Raw genomic sequence first — 16,835 nt, forward strand, 5'->3', positions numbered from 1 at the left:
CGTGGCTTCCTCGAACAGGCCTAATACATAGATGCAATCGGGTTCCTCTGTTCAAAAGCGGGTTGACGGTGGGGGTGAGTCCATACATAGGAGCGGATCTCATCCGCGAATCGCGCCGGAACTTCCGGCTATCGCGGACAAGGTCCGCTCCTACGCGGGCCGAGCCATGCCATTCCCCTGTAGGAGCGCGCCCTGCGCGCGAATCGCGGGCAGGGCCCGCTCCTACAATGGGGCGACCGCCCTGGCCGCATGGGTTTCGCCGAGGCTCGCCCCATCCTGCGAAGAGCCGTCCGGCGTGTCAGGCGGCGATGTCGACCAGGCTGCCGCTGGTGTTCTGGTAGCTGGCGGCGCTGCTGTCCTGGTAGTGCCTGGCCAGCATGGCGAGCATCTGCTGCACGGCCTCGGCGCCGGCCGAGCCGCTGGTGCTGGAACCGTCGCTGCTGGAACTGCTGGCCAGGCCGCTGTCGGCTTCGCCGGAAGTGGGTGGCGGGGGCGGCGGCATGTCGCCCTGGGCCTGCTGCAGGGCGCTGCTCAGTTCCTCCTGGCTGATGCCGCCGCTGCCGTCGCTGTCCAGCTGGGCCAGCAGCGAATCGATGTCGATGTCGCCGCTGTCGCTGCCGGAGGCGGACAGGGCGCTGTCCAGCTCGCTGGAGCTGACGCTGCCGTCGCCGTCGCTGTCGAGGGACTTGAACAGGTCGGCGGCGAACTTCTGCGCCTTGTCGCCGGTACTGCCGGTACTGCCGGTGCTGCTGGTGGAACTGCTGCTGGCGCTGCGCTGGGTGCTGGCGAGCGCGGCGCCGCTGTAATAGCTGCTGTAGCTGCTGACTCCGCTGATCATCGGACTGCCTCCATGAGGTTATGCGGCCGGAACTGGATTCCCGGTCCTGGCAGGTTCGATGTGCGTCTTGTCGAGGGTATGTGCGCTTTGTATGCGGGGGCCGACAAAGCCTCAGGCGCGCGGCAGGGTCAGCACGGCGGTGGCGCCGCCGCCGGGGGTTTCCTCGAAATGCAGGTCGCCGCCGTGGCGCCGCGCCGCCTCTCGGGCGATGGCCAGGCCCAGGCCGACGCCGCCGGAGTTGCGGTTGCGCGAGCCTTCCAGGCGGAAGTAGGGCTCGAACACCTGCTCGCGCATCTGCGCGGGGATGCCCGGGCCGTGGTCGCGGACCAGGATTTCCACCTGCTGGCCGCTGTCGCGCAGCACCAGTTGCACCTCGCCGGCGTAGCGCAGGGCATTGTCCAGCAGGTTGGACAGGCACGAGCGCAGGGCCAGCGGCTGCACCTTCAGCGGTGCGCACTGGCCCTCGACGCTGACCCGCGCGCCGTGCTCGCAGGCGTCCTCGGCCAGCGACTCGGCCAGGGCATTGACGTCGAACCACTGCAGCGCCTCGCTGGTGCGCTCCTGGTGCAGGTAGTGCAGGGTGGAGTCGAGCATGCCGATCATCTCGCCCAGGTCCTGGGCGAAACGCGCCCGCAGCTGCGGGTTGTCGATCTCCTCCACGCGCAGCTTCAGGCGCGACAGCGGTGTGCGCAGGTCGTGGGACACCGCCACCAGCATGCGGCCGCGCTGCTGCACCTGCTCGCGGATGCGTTCGCGCATGCGGTTGAAGGCCTGGGCCGCCTGCCGCGCCTCGCGCGGACCGGTTTCCGGCAGCGCCGGGCTGTCCAGGTCCTCGCTCAGCTGCAGCGCGGCGTCGCCCAGGCGCTGCACCGGGCGCGCCAGCAGGCGCGCGCCGAACCAGGCGGCGGCGACCAGGGTCAGCAGCTGGAAGGCGAAGGGCACGCTCCAGAACGGCAGGCGCGGCGGTGGCGGGGGCGGCGGGCCGGGTTCGGCGAATGCGTGGGGCGGCGGCGGAGGCGGGGGCGGGGCCGGATGATGGAAGTGGCTGAACCAGACGAAGGCCAGCAGGTGGGCGACCACGATGGCCAGCAGGAACACGCCGAACAGGCGGGCGAACAGGCTGTCGGCGAGCTGCAGCGAGCGTTTCTTCAAGCGGGCCTCCCGGGCCGGGTCAGGTGATGTCGCGCACGTCGAACAGGTAGCCTTCGCCGCGCACGGTCTTGATCAGCCGCGGCGAGCGCGGGTCGTCGCCGAGCTTCTGGCGCAGGCGCGAGACCAGCAGGTCGATGCTGCGGTCGAAGGCCTCGATGGCGCGGCCGCGGGCGGCGTCCAGCAGCAGCTCGCGGTTGAGCACCCGGCGCGGGCGTTCGAGGAACACCCAGAGCAGGCGGAACTCGGCGTTGGACAGCGGCACCACCAGGCCGTCCGGGGAGTGCAGCTGGCGCAGCACGCTGTCCAGCCGCCACTGGTCGAAGCGCACCTGGGCGCGCGGCTCGTTGCGGCCCTCGTCGCCGCGCACGCGGCGCAGGATGGTCTGGATGCGCGCCACCAGCTCGCGTGGCTCGAAGGGCTTGGCCATGTAGTCGTCGGCGCCCAGCTCCAGGCCGATGATGCGGTCGGCCGGCTCGCAGCGCGCGGTGAGCATGAGGATCGGGATGTCCGACTCGCTGCGCAGGTAGCGGCACAGCGACAGGCCGTCCTCGCCGGGCAGCATCAGGTCCAGCACCACCACGTCGAAGTTCTCCTCGGCCAGGGCCTGGCGCATCCCGGCGCCGTCGGCCACGCCGCGGGCCTCGATGTTGAAGCGCGCCAGGTAGCCGCAGAGCAGTTCGCGGATCGGCTCGTCGTCGTCCACCAGCAGGGCGCGGATGGTCCAGCGGCGCTGGCTGTCTTGGCTGGAGGCGGGATTGGGGAACATGGGGTACCTGTCGCTGGGGGCGCCCGGGGCGCGGAGTCAATGCTAACCCGCCCTCGCACGGGGGGCCACGGTAGGCAAGGCTGACGGCGGCGGATATCGACAGAGTGTCGTCAATGTATCGGCGCGCATACAAAGCTGCGCCATAGCGCTTCTTTACGCTTTCTTTATGCCCACCGGAAGGCCCGCCAATCGCTTCTTTACGCCCGCTTTGCGGACACTTTTCCCATCGCGAGGATTCCCCTGCGTAAGGAGAAACAGACATGAGCGTGCTCGACGGGGTGGCCCTGGTCCTGGCCACGGGGCTTTTCATCTACCTGCTGGTGGCGCTGCTGCGCGCCGACCGCGCCTAGGAGGCCGCATGAACAGCCATGACCTGCTGCTGATCGCCGCCTTCTTCGCCCTGGTGCTGCTGCCCGCGCCATTGCTCGGGCGCTTCTACTACAAGGTGATGGAGGGCGAGCGGACTTTCCTCAGCCCCGTGTTCCTGCCGGTGGAGCGCCTGGTCTACCGCGTCTGCGGCATCGACCCGCAGGGCGCGCAGGACTGGAAGCGCTACACCCTGGCCATGCTGGCCTTCAACCTGGCCGGCCTGGCCCTGCTGTTCGCCATCCTGGCGGGGCAGGGCGCGCTGCCGCTCAACCCGCAGCACCTGCCGGGCCTGGAATGGACCCTGGCGCTGAACACCGCGGTGAGCTTCGTCACCAACACCAACTGGCAGGCCTACAGCGGCGAGGCTTCGCTGAGCTACCTGAGCCAGATGCTCGGCCTGACCGTGCAGAACTTCGTCAGCCCGGCCGTCGGCCTGGCCGTGCTGGTGGTGCTGGCCCGCGGCATCGCCCGCAAGTCCACGCAGAACCTCGGCAACTTCTGGGTCGACCTGACCCGCGCGACCCTCTACGGCCTGCTGCCGCTGTGCCTGATCCTGGCGCTGCTGCTGGTCTGGCAGGGCGTGCCGCAGACCTTCCTCGACTACGTCCACGCCACCACCCTGCAGGGCGCCGACCAGAGCATTCCGCTGGGCCCGGCGGCCAGCCAGATCGCCATCAAGCAGCTGGGCACCAACGGCGGCGGCTTCTTCGGCGTGAACTCGGCGCACCCGTTCGAGAACCCCACGGCCTGGGCCAACCTGTTCGAACTGGCGTCGATCATCCTGATCCCGGCGGCGCTGGTGTTCACCTTCGGCCACTACGTCAAGGACCTGCGCCAGAGCCGCGCCATCCTCGGCTGCATGCTGCTGCTGTTCGTGGTCGGCCTGGGCGTGGCGCTGTGGGCCGAGTACCAGCCCAACCCGGCCCTGGCGCAGTTGCCGGTCACCCAGGGCGCGCCCCTGGAGGGCAAGGAGAGCCGCTTCGGCACCACCGCCAGCGTGCTCTGGGCGGTGACCACCACGGCCGCCTCCAACGGCTCGGTGAACGCCATGCACGACAGCCTCAACCCGCTCAGCGGCCTGGTGGCGATGTTCAACATGATGCTCGGTGAGGTGGTCTTCGGCGGCGTCGGCGCCGGCCTCTACGGCATGCTGCTGTTCGTGCTGGTCGCGGTGTTCCTCGCCGGCCTGATGATCGGCCGCACCCCGGAATACCTGGGCAAGAAGCTGGAGGCCCGCGAGGTCCGCCTGCTGGTCGCCACCCTGCTGGTGATGCCGGTCGGCGTGCTGGTGCTCGGCGCCATCGCCGCCAGCCTGCCGGGCCCGGCCGCGTCGGTGAGCAACCCCGGCGCCCACGGCTTCAGCCAGCTGCTCTACGCCTACACCTCGGGCACCGCGAACAACGGTTCGGCATTCGGCGGCTTCGGCGCCAACACCCCGTTCCACAACCTGATGATCGCCCTGGCCATGCTCATCGGCCGCTTCGGCTACATCGTCCCGGTGCTGGCCATCGCCGGCAGCCTGGCGGCGAAGAAGCGCGTGCCGGTGGGGCCGAACAGCTTCCCCACCCACGGCCTGCTGTTCGTCGGCCTGCTGGCGGCGACCATCCTCCTGGTCGGCGGCCTGAACTTCCTGCCGACCCTGGTCCTCGGCCCGGTGGCCGACCACCTGACCCTCGGCTTCTGAGGAGCCAACAGATGAATGCCAAGACCCAGGGCATGTCGCTCAAGCCCGCCATGCCCGCCCCCGAGAAACGCCAGAGCCTGAGCTTCGCCGCGCTGTGGAAGCCGGCGCTGCTGCAGGCCTTCGTCAAGCTCGACCCGCGCCAGCTGCAGCGCTCGCCGGTGATGCTGGTGGTGGAGCTGACCGCCATCCTCACCACCGTGCTGTGCTTCACCGGCGGCGACGCGGTGCCCCTGGCGGTGGCCGCGCAGATCGCCGCCTGGCTGTGGTTCACCGTGCTCTTCGCCAACTTCGCCGAGGCCCTCGCCGAGGGCCGCGGCAAGGCCCGCGCCGACAGCCTCAAGGCCGGCAGCCAGGGCCTGATGGCGCAGCGCCTGAATGTCGATGGCAGCTACGAGAGCGTGCCCGCCGGCAGCCTGCGCAAGGGCGACGTGGTGCGCGTTGTGGCCGGCGAGCTGATCCCCGGCGACGGCGAGGTGATCGAGGGCGTGGCGGCGGTCAACGAGGCCGCCATCACCGGCGAATCGGCGCCGGTGATCCGCGAGTCCGGCGGCGACCGCTCGGCGGTCACCGGCAACACCCGGCTGGTCTCCGACTGGCTGCAGATCCGCATCAGCGTCAACCCCGGCGAGTCGACCCTCGACCGCATGATTGCCCTGGTGGAGGGCGCCAAGCGGCAGAAGACGCCCAACGAGGTGGCGCTGGACACCCTGCTGATCGGCCTGACGCTGATCTTCCTGCTGGTGGTGGTGACGCTCAAGCCCTTCGCCCTGTTCGCCGGCGGCAACCTGCCGCTGGTGTTCCTGGTGGCGCTGCTGGTGACGCTGATCCCGACCACCATCGGCGGCCTGCTCTCGGCCATCGGCATAGCCGGCATGGACCGCCTGGTGCGGCTGAACGTGATCGCCAAGTCAGGCCGCGCGGTGGAGGCCGCCGGCGACGTGCACGTGCTGATGCTCGACAAGACCGGCACCATCACCTTCGGCAACCGCCGCTGCGCCGCGCTGCACGCCGCGCCCGGGGTGAATGCCGTGGAGCTGGCCGAAGGCGCCTTCCTCGCCTCGCTGGCCGACGACACGCCCGAAGGCAAGTCCATCGTCGAGTTCCTGCGCGCCCGGGTGCTGCTGCCGGAGCCGTCGCGCGAGCAGCTGACGCCCATCGCCTTCAGCGCCGAGACGCGGCTGTCCGGCGTCGACCTGGACGGCCACGTCTACCGCAAGGGCGCGGTGGACGCCGCCCTGGCCTTCATCGGCCGCGCCCGCGACGACATGCCGGAAAGCCTGGCCAAGGAAGTCGAACGCATCGCCCAGAGCGGCGGCACCCCGCTGCTGGTGGTGGCCGACGGCAGGCTGCTGGGCGCCATCCACCTCAAGGACGTGGTCAAGCCGGGCATCCGCGAGCGCTTCGCCGAACTGCGGCGCATGGGCATCCGCACCGTGATGGTGACCGGCGACAACCCGCTGACCGCCGCGGCCATCGCCGCCGAGGCCGGGGTGGACGACGTGATCGCCGAAGCCACCCCGGAGAAGAAGCTGGCGCGCATCCGCCAGGAACAGGCCGAGGGGCGCATGGTCGCCATGTGCGGCGACGGCGCCAACGATGCCCCGGCGCTGGCCCAGGCGGACGTCGGCATGGCCATGAACGACGGCACCCAGGCGGCCCGCGAGGCGGCCAACCTGGTGGACCTGGACAGCGACCCGACCAAGCTGCTCGACGTGGTCCAGGTGGGCAAGGAACTGCTGGTGACCCGCGGCGCGCTGACCACCTTCTCGGTGGCCAACGACGTGGCCAAGTACTTCGCCATCCTGCCCGCGCTGTTCGCCGGCATCTACCCGCAGCTGCAGGTGCTCAACGTCATGCGCCTGGCCAGCCCGCAGAGCGCCATCCTCTCGGCCATCGTGTTCAACGCGCTGATCATCATCGCGCTGATCCCCCTGGCCCTGCGCGGCGTGCGCGTGCAGGCCAGCGACGCCATGCACCTGCTGCGGCGCAACCTGCTGGTCTACGGGGTGGGCGGCATCATCGCGCCCTTCATCGGCATCAAGGCCATCGACCTGTTGCTGGTGGCCGTGGGCCTGGCCTGAACAGGGTTGCAGAGACGCCCTTCGTAGGATGGGTTGAGCGAAGCGATACCCATCGCCATTGCCGGCAGCATGGGTTTCGCAGGCTCAACCCATCCTACGGGGTTACCCGGACTGTAGGAGCGAGCTTGCTCGCGAACCGCCCTGCTTCGAAGAGCTTCGCGAGCAAGCTCGCTCCTACGAAGAGCCCGCATCATCGAGGAAACCGAAAAATGCTCACCCACATCCGTCCCGCCATCGCCTCCCTGGCCCTGCTGTCGCTGGTCACCGGCGTGGCCTACCCGCTGCTGGTCACCGGCATCGCCCAGCTGGCCTTCCCCGAGCAGGCCAACGGCAGCCTGGTGCGCGACGCCAGGGGCGAAGTCCGCGGCTCGGCGCTGCTGGCGCAGAAGTTCGAGGGCCCGCAGTGGTTCCACGAGCGGCCCTCGGCCGGCGACTACGCCACCGTCTCCAGCAGCGCCTCCAACCTGGCCCCGGGCAACCCGGCGCTGGCCCAGCGCATCGCCAAGGATGCCGCCGCCGAAGCGGTAGATGGGCGCCCGGTGCCGCTGGCGCTGGTCACCACCTCCGGCAGCGGGCTGGACCCGCAGTTGCCGCCGGACGCCGCGTTCTACCAGGTGCCGCGCATCGCCCAGGCCCGCAGCCTGCCGGAGCAGGCCGTGCACAACCTGGTCGAGGCGAACATCCGGCGGCCGCTGGTGGGCCCGGCGGTGGTCAACGTGCTGGCCCTGAACATGGCCCTCGAGCAACTGCCTCGCTAGACTTGCGCACAATTCCCAGGAGGCCGAGATGACCGATCCCAGGCGTGCCGACGCCCTGCTCGCGGAAGTGGAGCGCAACGGCCGCGGGCGCCTCAAGGTGTTCCTCGGCGCCGCGCCCGGCGTGGGCAAGACCTACGCCATGCTGCTGGCGGCCCAGGGCCAGCTGCGCCAGGGCGTGAAGTTGCGCGTGGGCATCGTCGAGACCCACGGCCGCGCCGAGACCGAGGCGCTGCTGGCCGGCCTGCCGCAGCAGCCGCTGCTGCGCTCGGAGTACCGCGGCATCCACCTGGCCGAGATGGACCTCGACGGCCTGCTGCGCGAGCCGCCGCAGCTGGCCCTGGTCGACGAGCTGGCCCACAGCAACGCCCCCGGCAGCCGCCACGCCAAGCGCTGGCAGGACATCCAGGAACTGCTCGCCGCCGGCATCGACGTCTACACCACGGTCAACGTCCAGCACCTGGAAAGCCTCAACGACCAGGTGCGCGACATCACCGGCGTGCAGGTGCGCGAGACGGTGCCCGACTGGGTGCTGCAGGAGGCCGACGAACTGCTGCTGGTGGACCTGCCGCCGCGCGAGCTGCTGGAGCGCCTGCGCGAGGGCAAGGTCTACGTGCCGGAGCAGGCGCGCGCGGCCATCGACGCCTTCTTCAGCCAGACCAACCTCACCGCGCTGCGCGAGCTGGCCATGCAGACCGCCGCCGCGCGGGTGGATGCCGACCTGGCGCACCGCTACCGCCAGCAGGGCGGCGAGGCCCCGGCGCTGCGCGGCCGCCTGCTGGTGGGCGTGGACGGCGAACGCAACGCCGAACGCCTGGTGCGCCACGCCTCGCGGGTGGCCGAGCGCCGCCACCTGCCCTGGAGCCTGGTCCACGTCGACACCGGCGACGCCCGCGACGAGCAATCCCGCCTGTACCTGCAGAACGCCCAGCAACTGGCCGAGCGCCTGGGCGGCGAGGTGGTGCAGCTGCGCGGCGGGGAGGTGGCGCGCACCCTGGTCGAGCACGCCCGCGAGCGCCGCGCCAGCCTGATCCTGGTCGGCCGTTCGCGGCAGCGCTGGCACCGCCGGCTGTTCGGCGGCGGCCTGGCGGCGCGCCTGCTGCGCCTGGGCGAGGGCCTGGAGATCAGCGTACTGGACAGCGAGGCCGACCTGGCCCCGGCCACCCCGCGCCGGCGCGAGCGCGGCCACTGGCGCGACTACCTGCTGGCGGCGCTGGCCGCCGCCGTGGCCAGCGCCCTGGCCTGGGGCGTGGCGCACCTGCTGGAGCTGCCGAACATCTCCCTGGTGTTCCTCGCCGCGGTGCTGCTGGTGGCGGTGCGCAGCAGCCTGTGGCCGGCGCTGCTGTGCGCGGTGCTGTCGTTCCTGGCCTACGACTTCCTGTTCATCCCGCCGTATTTCTCCCTCTCCATCCAGCGCGAGCAGGACGTGCTGACCCTGCTGTTCTTCCTGCTCATGGCCGCGCTCACCGGCAACCTGGCCGCGCGCCAGCGCCGCCAGCTGCAGGTGCTGCGCGACACCCAGGAAGAGACCGGCGCGCTGCTGGAGCTGTCGCGCAAGCTCACCGCCGCCACCGACCGCCAGGCGGTGCTGGCCGCTGCCGGCCAGCAGTTCGCCCTGTGGAGCGACCTGGACATCTGCGTGCTGGCCCGCCAGCACGATGACTGGAAGGTGGAATGCGGCCATGCCCGCGGCTTCGACGAGCAGGAGCGCGCCGCCGCCGACTGGGCCTGGCAGCACGACCAGCCGGCCGGCCTGGGCACCGGCACCCTGCCGTCGGGGCGCTGGTGGTGGTGGCCGCTGTCGGCGGAGGAGGGGCCGCTGGCGCTGCTCGGCGTGCGCCCCAGGGACGGCGAGCCGCTGCCCGGCCAGCGCCGCCGCCTGCTGGCCGCCCTCGGCCAGCCGCTGGCCCAGGCCCTGGCCCGCGCGCGCCTGGCCGACGACCTGGAGGCGGCGCGCCTGCATGGCGAGACCGAGCAATTGCGCAGCGCGCTGCTGGCCTCGGTCAGCCACGACCTGCGCACCCCGCTGACCACCATGCGCGGCGCCATCGACAGCCTGCTGGCCCTGGGCGACGCCATTCCCCCGGCCGACCGCCGGGAACTGCTGGAAAGCACCCGCGACGAGGCCGAGCGCCTGGACCGCTACATCCAGAACCTGCTGGACATGACCCGCCTGGGCCACGGCGGGCTGAAGCTGGCGCGCGACTGGGTGGCCCCGGAGGACATCGTCGGCAGCGCCGTGCACCGCCTGCGCGCGCTGCTCGCGCCCTACCGCGTGGAAACCCGCGTGCCGGCCGAGCTGCCGCTGCTGTACGTGCACGCGGCGCTGATCGAGCAGGCGCTGGTCAACGTGCTGGAGAACGCCGCGCGCTTCTCGCCCAGCGGCGGGCGCCTGCGGGTGGCGGCGGCGCAGGTGGGCGACGAACTGCAGTTCAGCGTCAGCGACGAGGGCCCGGGGATTCCCGAGGGCGAGCGGGAGAAGATCTTCGACATGTTCTACAGCGCCGCCCGCGGCGACCGTGGCGGGCCGAGCACCGGCCTGGGCCTGGCGATCTGCCAGGGCATGGTCGGCGCCCACGGCGGGCGCATCAGCGTCGGCGACGGCCTGGACGGCCGCGGCACCACCCTGACGCTGCACCTGCCGCTGCAGCGCCAACCGGACCTGGAGCAGCTTGATGCCGGTAGTTGAAAGGCCCAAGCTAGGCGCCACCGCCCCCAGCCAGCCGAGCCCGATGAGCACCAACGCCGCCTGCATCCTGGTCATCGACGACGAACCGCAGATCCGCAAGTTCCTGCGCATCAGCCTCAACGCCGGCGGTTACCGGGTGGTGGAGGCCGGCAGCGGCGAGGAGGGCCTGGCCCAGGCCGCGCTGAACCGCCCGGACCTGGTGGTGCTGGACCTCGGCCTGCCGGACAAGGACGGCCAGCAGGTGCTGCGCGAATTGCGCGAGTGGTCGCAGGTGCCGGTGCTGGTGCTCTCGGTGCGCGCCGCCGAGAGCGAGAAGGTGCTGGCCCTGGACGGCGGCGCCAACGACTACGTGACCAAGCCCTTCGGCATCCAGGAGTTCCTCGCGCGCATCCGCGCGCTGCTGCGCCAGGGCCACCAGGGCGAGAGCCAGGCGGCCAGCGTCACGGTCGGGCCGCTGCACCTGGACTTCGCCTACCGCCGGGTAGCGCTCGATGGCGCTGAAGTGGCACTGACGCGCAAGGAATACGCGGTGCTGGCCACCCTGGCCCGCCACCTCGGCCGGGTGGTCACCCAGCAGCAGCTGCTCAAGGACATCTGGGGCCCGAGCCACGTCGAGGACACCCACTACCTGCGGGTGGTGGTCGGCCACCTGCGGCAGAAGCTGGCGGACGACCCGGCCAACCCGCGCTTCATCGTCACCGAGGCCGGCGTGGGCTATCGCCTGCGCGATGCGTAGGGCGTACAACCGTTCATCACGCCAAGGTCGTGGGGCCAGGGCCAACCGGCGGATAACGCCTGTGGCGTTATTCGCCCTACGCCAAGCCCACCCGTAACGTAGGGCGAATAACCGTTCGCGGTTATCCGCCGATACACCTCCGTTGCCGCCGGCGCCTTGGCCGAGCCCGGGAGCATATCCAACCCGCGCCAAGCCCAACGGCGAGCGGGCCGGTAGCCAAGGCCAATCGGCGGATAACGCCGTAGGCGTTATGCGCCCTACGGATTCTCCGCCTCGTACCTGTCCAGCGTATCGCTGGCGATCTGCCTGCCCAGCGCCACCAGTTCCGGCGCCTTGTAGAACTCGAAGAAGCGGCACACGCGCTTGGGCACGTTGATCAGCACGTCCGGCGGGTAGCCGGCGATCTTGTACTGCGCCAGGGAGGTCTGCATCACCTCGAAGCTCTGGTTGACCAGCTCCAGCAGCGAGGCCGGGCTGCTGCTCTCGATCACCCGGCTGCCGCTGGCGGACTTCGGCGAGCCCTTGGCCTGGGGCGCGGCGGCCGGTTGCTGCATTTCCGGCTCGGCCGGCTCCTCGCTGTCCGGCACCGGCTCCAGCAGGGCCTCGGCGCGCAGCTCCGGCGGCACCAGCTCCGGGCTGTGGCGGCGGAACAGGCTGAGCTTGTCGCCGAGGCTGCCGATCAGGCTGTCGAAGCGGCCCTTGATCGCCGCCGGCCGCTCGATCACCGGCAACTGGTACTGGCGCTGGTTGGTGGCATTGAGGTTGACCGCGATGATCAGGTCGGTGTGGCTGGACACCACCGGGACGATCGGCAGCGGGTTGAGCAGGCCGCCGTCGACCAGCATGCGCGGGCCCTGCATCACCGGGGTGAACAGGCTGGGAATGGCCGCCGAGGCGCGCATGGCCTGGTGCAGGTCGCCCTCCTGGAACCAGATCTCCTGCTGGTTGGTGAGGTCGGTGGCCACCGCCGTGTAGGGGATCGGCAGGTCCTCGATGTTGATGTCGCCGATGATCTCGTGGATCTTGCCGAACACCCGTTCGCCGCGGATGGCGCCGAGGCGGAAGCTGACGTCCAGCAGGCGCAGCACGTCCAGGTAGTCCAGGCTCTCCACCCAGTCGCGGTACTCCCCCAGCTTGCCGGCGGCGTAGATGCCGCCGATGACCGAGCCCATCGAGCAGCCGGCGATGCAGGCGATCTCGTAGCCACGCCGCTCCAGTTCCTCGATCACGCCGATATGCGCATAACCCCGTGCTCCGCCGGAGCCGAGCACCAGCGCCACTTGTTTCGACATGGACGGTTATTCCTCTGAAAACAACGCATTGCAAGGCGCGGCGGGCGGCCTGGGCCGGCGCCGGATAATACCGACGATACGCCCGGGTAGGGCGGGGCGCCAAGGGTGTTTGCTAGAATCGGCCGATCGATTTCCCGCCCCGGAGCCAACATGAGCGAACCCATCCGCCTGACCCAGTACAGCCACGGTGCCGGCTGCGGCTGCAAGATTTCCCCCAAGGTGCTGGAGGTGATCCTGGCCGGCAGCGGCGCGCAGAACCTGGACCCGAACCTGTGGGTCGGCAACGCCTCGCGCGACGACGCCGCGGTCTATGCTATCGACGGCGAGCGCGGCGTGGTGTCCACCACCGACTTCTTCATGCCGATCGTCGACGATCCCTTCGACTTCGGCCGCATCGCCGCCACCAATGCCATCAGCGACATCTACGCCATGGGCGGCGACCCGCTGATGGCCATCGCCATCCTCGGCTGGCCGGTCAACGTGCTGGCCCCGGAAATCGCCCGCGAGGTCATCGCCGGCGGCCGCAAGGTCTGCGACGAGGCGGGTATCCCGCTGGCCGGCGGGCATTCCATCGACGCCCCCGAGCCGATCTTCGGCCTGGCCGTCACCGGCCTGGTGGAAAAGCGCTTCATGAAGCGCAACGACACCGCCAGCGCCGGCTGCCGCCTGTACCTGACCAAGCCGCTGGGCATCGGCATCCTCACCACCGCCGAGAAGAAGTCCAAATTGCGCGCCGAGGACGTGGGCCTGGCCCGCGACTGGATGTGCACCCTGAACAAGCCCGGCAGCCGCTTCGGCAAGCTCGCCGGGGTGACCGCCATGACCGACGTCACCGGCTTCGGCCTGCTCGGCCACCTGGTGGAGATGGCCGACGGCGCCGGCCTGACCGCGCGCGTGCGCTTCGACGCGGTGCCGCGCCTGGAGCACGTCCAGTACTACCTGGAGCAGGGCTGCGTGCCCGGCGGCACCCTGCGTAACTTCGACAGCTACGGCGAGCGCATCGCGCCGCTGCCGGAGCTGCACAAGCTGCTGCTGTGCGACCCGCAGACCAGCGGCGGCCTGCTGGTGGCGGTGACCCCGGAAGGCGAGGGGGAGTTCCTCGCCACTGCCGCCGAACTGGGCCTGCAACTGGCGCCGATCGGCGAGCTGGTCGAGCGACAGCGTCACGCGGTAGAGGTGGCCTGATGCGCGACAACACCCGGCACTACCGCGAACTCTTCCTCGACGACGTCCCGCTGATGGACGTGCGCGCCCCGGTGGAATACACCAAGGGCGCCTTCCCGCACACCGAGAACCTGCCGCTGATGAACGACATCGAGCGGCAGAAGGTGGGTACCTGCTACAAGCAGCATGGCCAGCAGGCGGCCATCGCCCTGGGCCACGAACTGGTCTGCGGCCCGCTCAAGGCCGAGCGCATCGAAGCCTGGCTGGACTTCGCCCGGCGCCACCCCGACGGCTACCTGTACTGCTTCCGCGGCGGCCTGCGTTCGCAGATCGTCCAGCAGTGGATGAAGGACGCCGGCATCGAATACCCGCGCGTGGTCGGCGGCTACAAGGCGCTGCGCGGCTTCCTCTTCGACACCACCCGCGCCGCCACCGAGGAGTGTTCCTTCGTGCTGATCGGCGGCCTCACCGGCACCGGCAAGACCGAGGTGGTGGCGCAGCTGGACAACGCCCTGGACCTGGAAGGCCACGCCAACCACCGCGGCTCCAGCTTCGGCCGCCGGGCCACGCCGCAGCCGGCGCAGATCGACTTCGAGAACCGCCTGGCCATCGACATCCTGAAGAAGCGCCACGCCGGCATGAACCAGTTCGTGCTGGAGGACGAGGGGCGCATCGTCGGCAGCTGCTCGCTGCCCCTGGAGCTGTACCAGGGCATGCAGGCCTACCCGCTGGTGTGGCTGGAGGACAGCTTCGAGGGCCGGGTGGAACGCATCCTCAAGGACTACGTGATCGACCTGTGCGCCGAGTTCGTGGCGGTGAAGGGCAACCCCGAGGAAGGTTTCGAGGCCTTCGCCGCCTATCTGCAGAAGAGCCTGTCGGGCATCGTCAAGCGCCTGGGCGGCGAGCGCTACCAGCGCCTGGCGGCGATCATGGACGCCGCCCTGGACGAGCAGCGCCGCAGCGGCGCGGTGGACCTGCACCGCGGCTGGATCGAGGGGCTGCTGGGCGAATACTACGACCCGATGTACGCCTACCAGCTGCAGAGCAAGGAAGCGCGCATCGAGTTCCGCGGCAGCCACGACGAGGTGGTGGAGTACCTGCGCGCACGGGCGTAGGGCGAATAACCGTTCGCGGTTATCCGCCGATACACCGGGGCCACAGCCAATGCCCAGGTCAACCTCGGAGCCGCCGTGAACCAAGGCCAAACGGCGGATAACGCCGTAGGCGTTATGCGCCCTACACCAGGCTTGACCTTGACGTAGGGCGAATAACCGTTCGCGGTTATCCGCCGTTATACCGGGGCCACAGCCAATGCCCAGGTCAACCTCGGAGCCGCCGTGAACCAAGGTCAGGCGGCGGATAACGCCGCAGGCGTTATGCGCCCTACACCAAACCCACCTGTAACCTTGGACAGCGGCCGTCTAAGCTGGAACACGCCCGAACCACCAAGGAGGTCGTCATGAAGGCACTTCTCGCAGTATTCGCCGCCAGCCTGGTGCTGGCCGGCTGCTCCGGCAAGACGGTCAACCGCGACAGCTGCGCCAGCGAACTGAACGCCGCCTGGCACGAGCTGGACCTGGCCAAGGCCGAAGGCTTCGCCGGCACCGTCAGCTACTCCAAGGCGCTGGCGCTGATCAGCGCGGCCAAGACCGAGCAGCAGGTCGAGTCCTACGGCGGCTGCCTGGACAAGGCCAGCAAGGCGCGCTTCTACATCAAGGAATCGCGCGCGGGCCGCTGACCGGGCGCGGGCAAGGCGGGCATAATCGCCGGGCGGACGGGCGCTCCGGCCCGCCCGGCAGTCAGGAACCCCACTCATGCAGCTCGACTTCAGCACCCTCGCGCCCGCCGACGCCTACCGCTGGCTGGCCTCCACCGTCACCCCGCGGCCCATCGCCTGGGTTTCCACCCTGTCCGCGGAGGGCCACGGCAACCTGGCGCCCTTCAGCTTCTTCCAGGTCATCAGCGACGAGCCGCCGACGCTGATGGTCAACACCAGCATCCGCGACGACGGCAGCGTCAAGGACACCCTGCGCAACGTGCGCGAGACCGGCCAACTGGTGATCCACCTGGTCAGCGCCGCCCATGCCGAGGCCATGAACGCCACCGCGGCAACGCTGCCCCATGGCGTCAGCGAGATCGAGCAGGCCGGCATCGCCACCCTGCCCAGCGTGCGCGTGGCGCCGCCGCGGGTGGCCGGCGCGGTGGTGGCCTTCGAGTGCGAGCTGGCGCAGATCCAGCCCTACCCGGCGGACAAGCCCAGCTGCTACCTGATCTTCGCCCGCGTGCTGCTGGCGCACATCGACGACGCCGTGCTGCGCGACGAGCGCCACGTCGACCCGGCCAGGCTCGACCTGGTCGGCCGCCTGGGCGGCACCCAGTACGCCTTCACCCGCGACACCTTCAGCATGATCCGCCCCAAATAGGCGCACGGGCCGTCGCGCGCCGGGACCTTGGCGCGCGACTGTCCTGGATGCGACCTGCGCATGCCCGTGCGCAACATCGAATTGCCATCATCGACAGGCCCCCTTGTTCCGCCGGTCGGCCGGCTCCTAATGTTCCGTCCGAAAGCAACGACAAAGAACGGGAGAGCTTCGGTCGAAGACTCTCCCGCAGGGCATTCGGAAGGGGGAGCTGGCATGGTCGCGTTCGTGCAACGGCGGTTGGCCAATCTGGGGACGGCGAAGAAATTGGCGCTGGGCTTCGGCCTGGTGCTGCTGCTGACAGCTTTGGTAGCCGGGATCGGCGTCGGGGCGCTGCGCTCCATCGAGCAGCGCTTCGGCCTGCTGGACGCCATGAGCGCGGTCAACCGCGAAGTCCTGGAGATGCGCCAGAGCGAGAAGGACTTCGTCCGCGACGCCAACCCCAAGGCCGCCGAGCAGTTGCGCCAGCGCGCCAAGGTCCTCGCCGGGCACGTCGAGCAGCTCAAGGCGCACCCCGGCCAGGCCGAGGCCATGGAGCGCGTCGCCCAGGCCATGGCCGGCTACCTGGCGTCCTTCGACCGCTTCGAACAGGCCAGCAAGAGCCGCCACCTGGCCCTGGAGGCCGCCAACTGGTCGGTGTCCAGCGCCTCCAACAGCCTGGACATCCTGCAGTCCAGCCTGGCCGACGACGGCGCCTACGAACTCAAGCAGAGCCAGGGCCAGAACGGCGAGGAACTGCTCAAGCAGGCGGCCCAGGTCGGCCAGCTCTACCGCCTGGTGCTGCAGGGCCTGAACGAAGCCCGCGCGCGCCTGGACCAGAAGGACGGCGAGGCCGGCGGCGACGCGCGCATCAAGTCCGCCGACGAGGCCCTGGAGCTGTCGAAGCAGC

Annotated in this window: 14 protein-coding genes; 10 read left to right on the top strand and 4 right to left on the bottom strand. The window is 70.2% G+C overall.

Features of this window, described 5'->3' with window-relative positions; genetic code table 11:
- Positions 1-298: 298 nt before the first annotated feature.
- The 3 genes from CHC02_RS26965 to CHC02_RS26975 form a co-directional block, all read right to left on the bottom strand.
- The gene (locus tag CHC02_RS26965; RefSeq protein WP_089394462.1) at positions 299-838 is read right to left on the bottom strand and encodes an EF-hand domain-containing protein; all 540 of its coding nucleotides are present in this window, start codon (positions 836-838) and stop codon (positions 299-301) included.
- A 111-nt stretch (positions 839-949) separates the two neighbouring features.
- Positions 950-1,990 (bottom strand): sensor histidine kinase, encoded by a 1,041-nt coding sequence (locus CHC02_RS26970; RefSeq protein ID WP_244161009.1) that lies wholly within the window; start codon positions 1,988-1,990, stop codon positions 950-952.
- Positions 1,991-2,009: 19 nt separating this feature from the next.
- Positions 2,010-2,756, bottom strand: a complete 747-nt coding sequence (locus CHC02_RS26975; RefSeq protein ID WP_089394463.1) for a response regulator — start codon at positions 2,754-2,756, stop codon at positions 2,010-2,012.
- A gap of 260 nt (positions 2,757-3,016) precedes the next feature.
- On the opposite strand from CHC02_RS26975, the gene kdpF reads away from it, so the two are divergent.
- From kdpF to CHC02_RS27005, 6 genes are all read left to right on the top strand, one after another.
- The gene (gene kdpF, locus CHC02_RS26980) at positions 3,017-3,106 is read left to right on the top strand and encodes a K(+)-transporting ATPase subunit F (RefSeq protein ID WP_089394464.1); all 90 of its coding nucleotides are present in this window, start codon (positions 3,017-3,019) and stop codon (positions 3,104-3,106) included.
- A gap of 8 nt (positions 3,107-3,114) precedes the next feature.
- Positions 3,115-4,809, top strand: coding sequence for a potassium-transporting ATPase subunit KdpA (gene kdpA / locus CHC02_RS26985; RefSeq protein ID WP_089394465.1), 1,695 nt, complete (start codon positions 3,115-3,117; stop codon positions 4,807-4,809).
- A 32-nt stretch (positions 4,810-4,841) separates the two neighbouring features.
- A complete protein-coding gene (gene kdpB / locus CHC02_RS26990; RefSeq protein WP_425262420.1) occupies positions 4,842-6,890 on the top strand; it encodes a potassium-transporting ATPase subunit KdpB in 2,049 nt (682 codons plus the stop codon).
- A 209-nt stretch (positions 6,891-7,099) separates the two neighbouring features.
- On the top strand, positions 7,100-7,648 hold the full coding sequence (gene kdpC / locus CHC02_RS26995) for a potassium-transporting ATPase subunit KdpC (RefSeq protein WP_089394467.1): 549 nt from the start codon (positions 7,100-7,102) through the stop codon (positions 7,646-7,648).
- A 28-nt stretch (positions 7,649-7,676) separates the two neighbouring features.
- Positions 7,677-10,334 (top strand): sensor histidine kinase, encoded by a 2,658-nt coding sequence (locus tag CHC02_RS27000; RefSeq protein WP_089394468.1) that lies wholly within the window; start codon positions 7,677-7,679, stop codon positions 10,332-10,334.
- 43 nt (positions 10,335-10,377) lie between these two features.
- Positions 10,378-11,070: a response regulator gene (locus CHC02_RS27005; protein WP_089394469.1), complete on the top strand. Its 693-nt coding sequence runs from the start codon at positions 10,378-10,380 to the stop codon at positions 11,068-11,070.
- 257 nt (positions 11,071-11,327) lie between these two features.
- Here the strand turns inward: CHC02_RS27005 and CHC02_RS27010 are convergent, their stop codons facing one another.
- Positions 11,328-12,362, bottom strand: coding sequence for a patatin-like phospholipase family protein (locus CHC02_RS27010; RefSeq protein WP_089394470.1), 1,035 nt, complete (start codon positions 12,360-12,362; stop codon positions 11,328-11,330).
- Positions 12,363-12,512: 150 nt separating this feature from the next.
- On the opposite strand from CHC02_RS27010, the gene selD reads away from it, so the two are divergent.
- From selD to CHC02_RS27030, 4 genes are all read left to right on the top strand, one after another.
- A complete protein-coding gene (gene selD, locus CHC02_RS27015) occupies positions 12,513-13,547 on the top strand; it encodes a selenide, water dikinase SelD (protein ID WP_089394471.1) in 1,035 nt (344 codons plus the stop codon).
- The gene (mnmH, locus tag CHC02_RS27020) at positions 13,547-14,641 is read left to right on the top strand and encodes a tRNA 2-selenouridine(34) synthase MnmH (RefSeq protein WP_089394472.1); all 1,095 of its coding nucleotides are present in this window, start codon (positions 13,547-13,549) and stop codon (positions 14,639-14,641) included. Before selD ends, mnmH begins: the two co-directional genes overlap by 1 nt.
- A 344-nt stretch (positions 14,642-14,985) precedes the next feature.
- Positions 14,986-15,264 (top strand): hypothetical protein, encoded by a 279-nt coding sequence (locus CHC02_RS27025; RefSeq protein WP_089394473.1) that lies wholly within the window; start codon positions 14,986-14,988, stop codon positions 15,262-15,264.
- Positions 15,265-15,340: 76 nt separating this feature from the next.
- Positions 15,341-15,949, top strand: coding sequence for a flavin reductase family protein (locus CHC02_RS27030; RefSeq protein ID WP_089394474.1), 609 nt, complete (start codon positions 15,341-15,343; stop codon positions 15,947-15,949).
- Positions 15,950-16,835 lie beyond the last annotated feature (886 nt).

Source organism: Pseudomonas delhiensis (genome assembly GCF_900187975.1).
Classification (GTDB): Bacteria; Pseudomonadota; Gammaproteobacteria; order Pseudomonadales; family Pseudomonadaceae; genus Pseudomonas; species Pseudomonas delhiensis.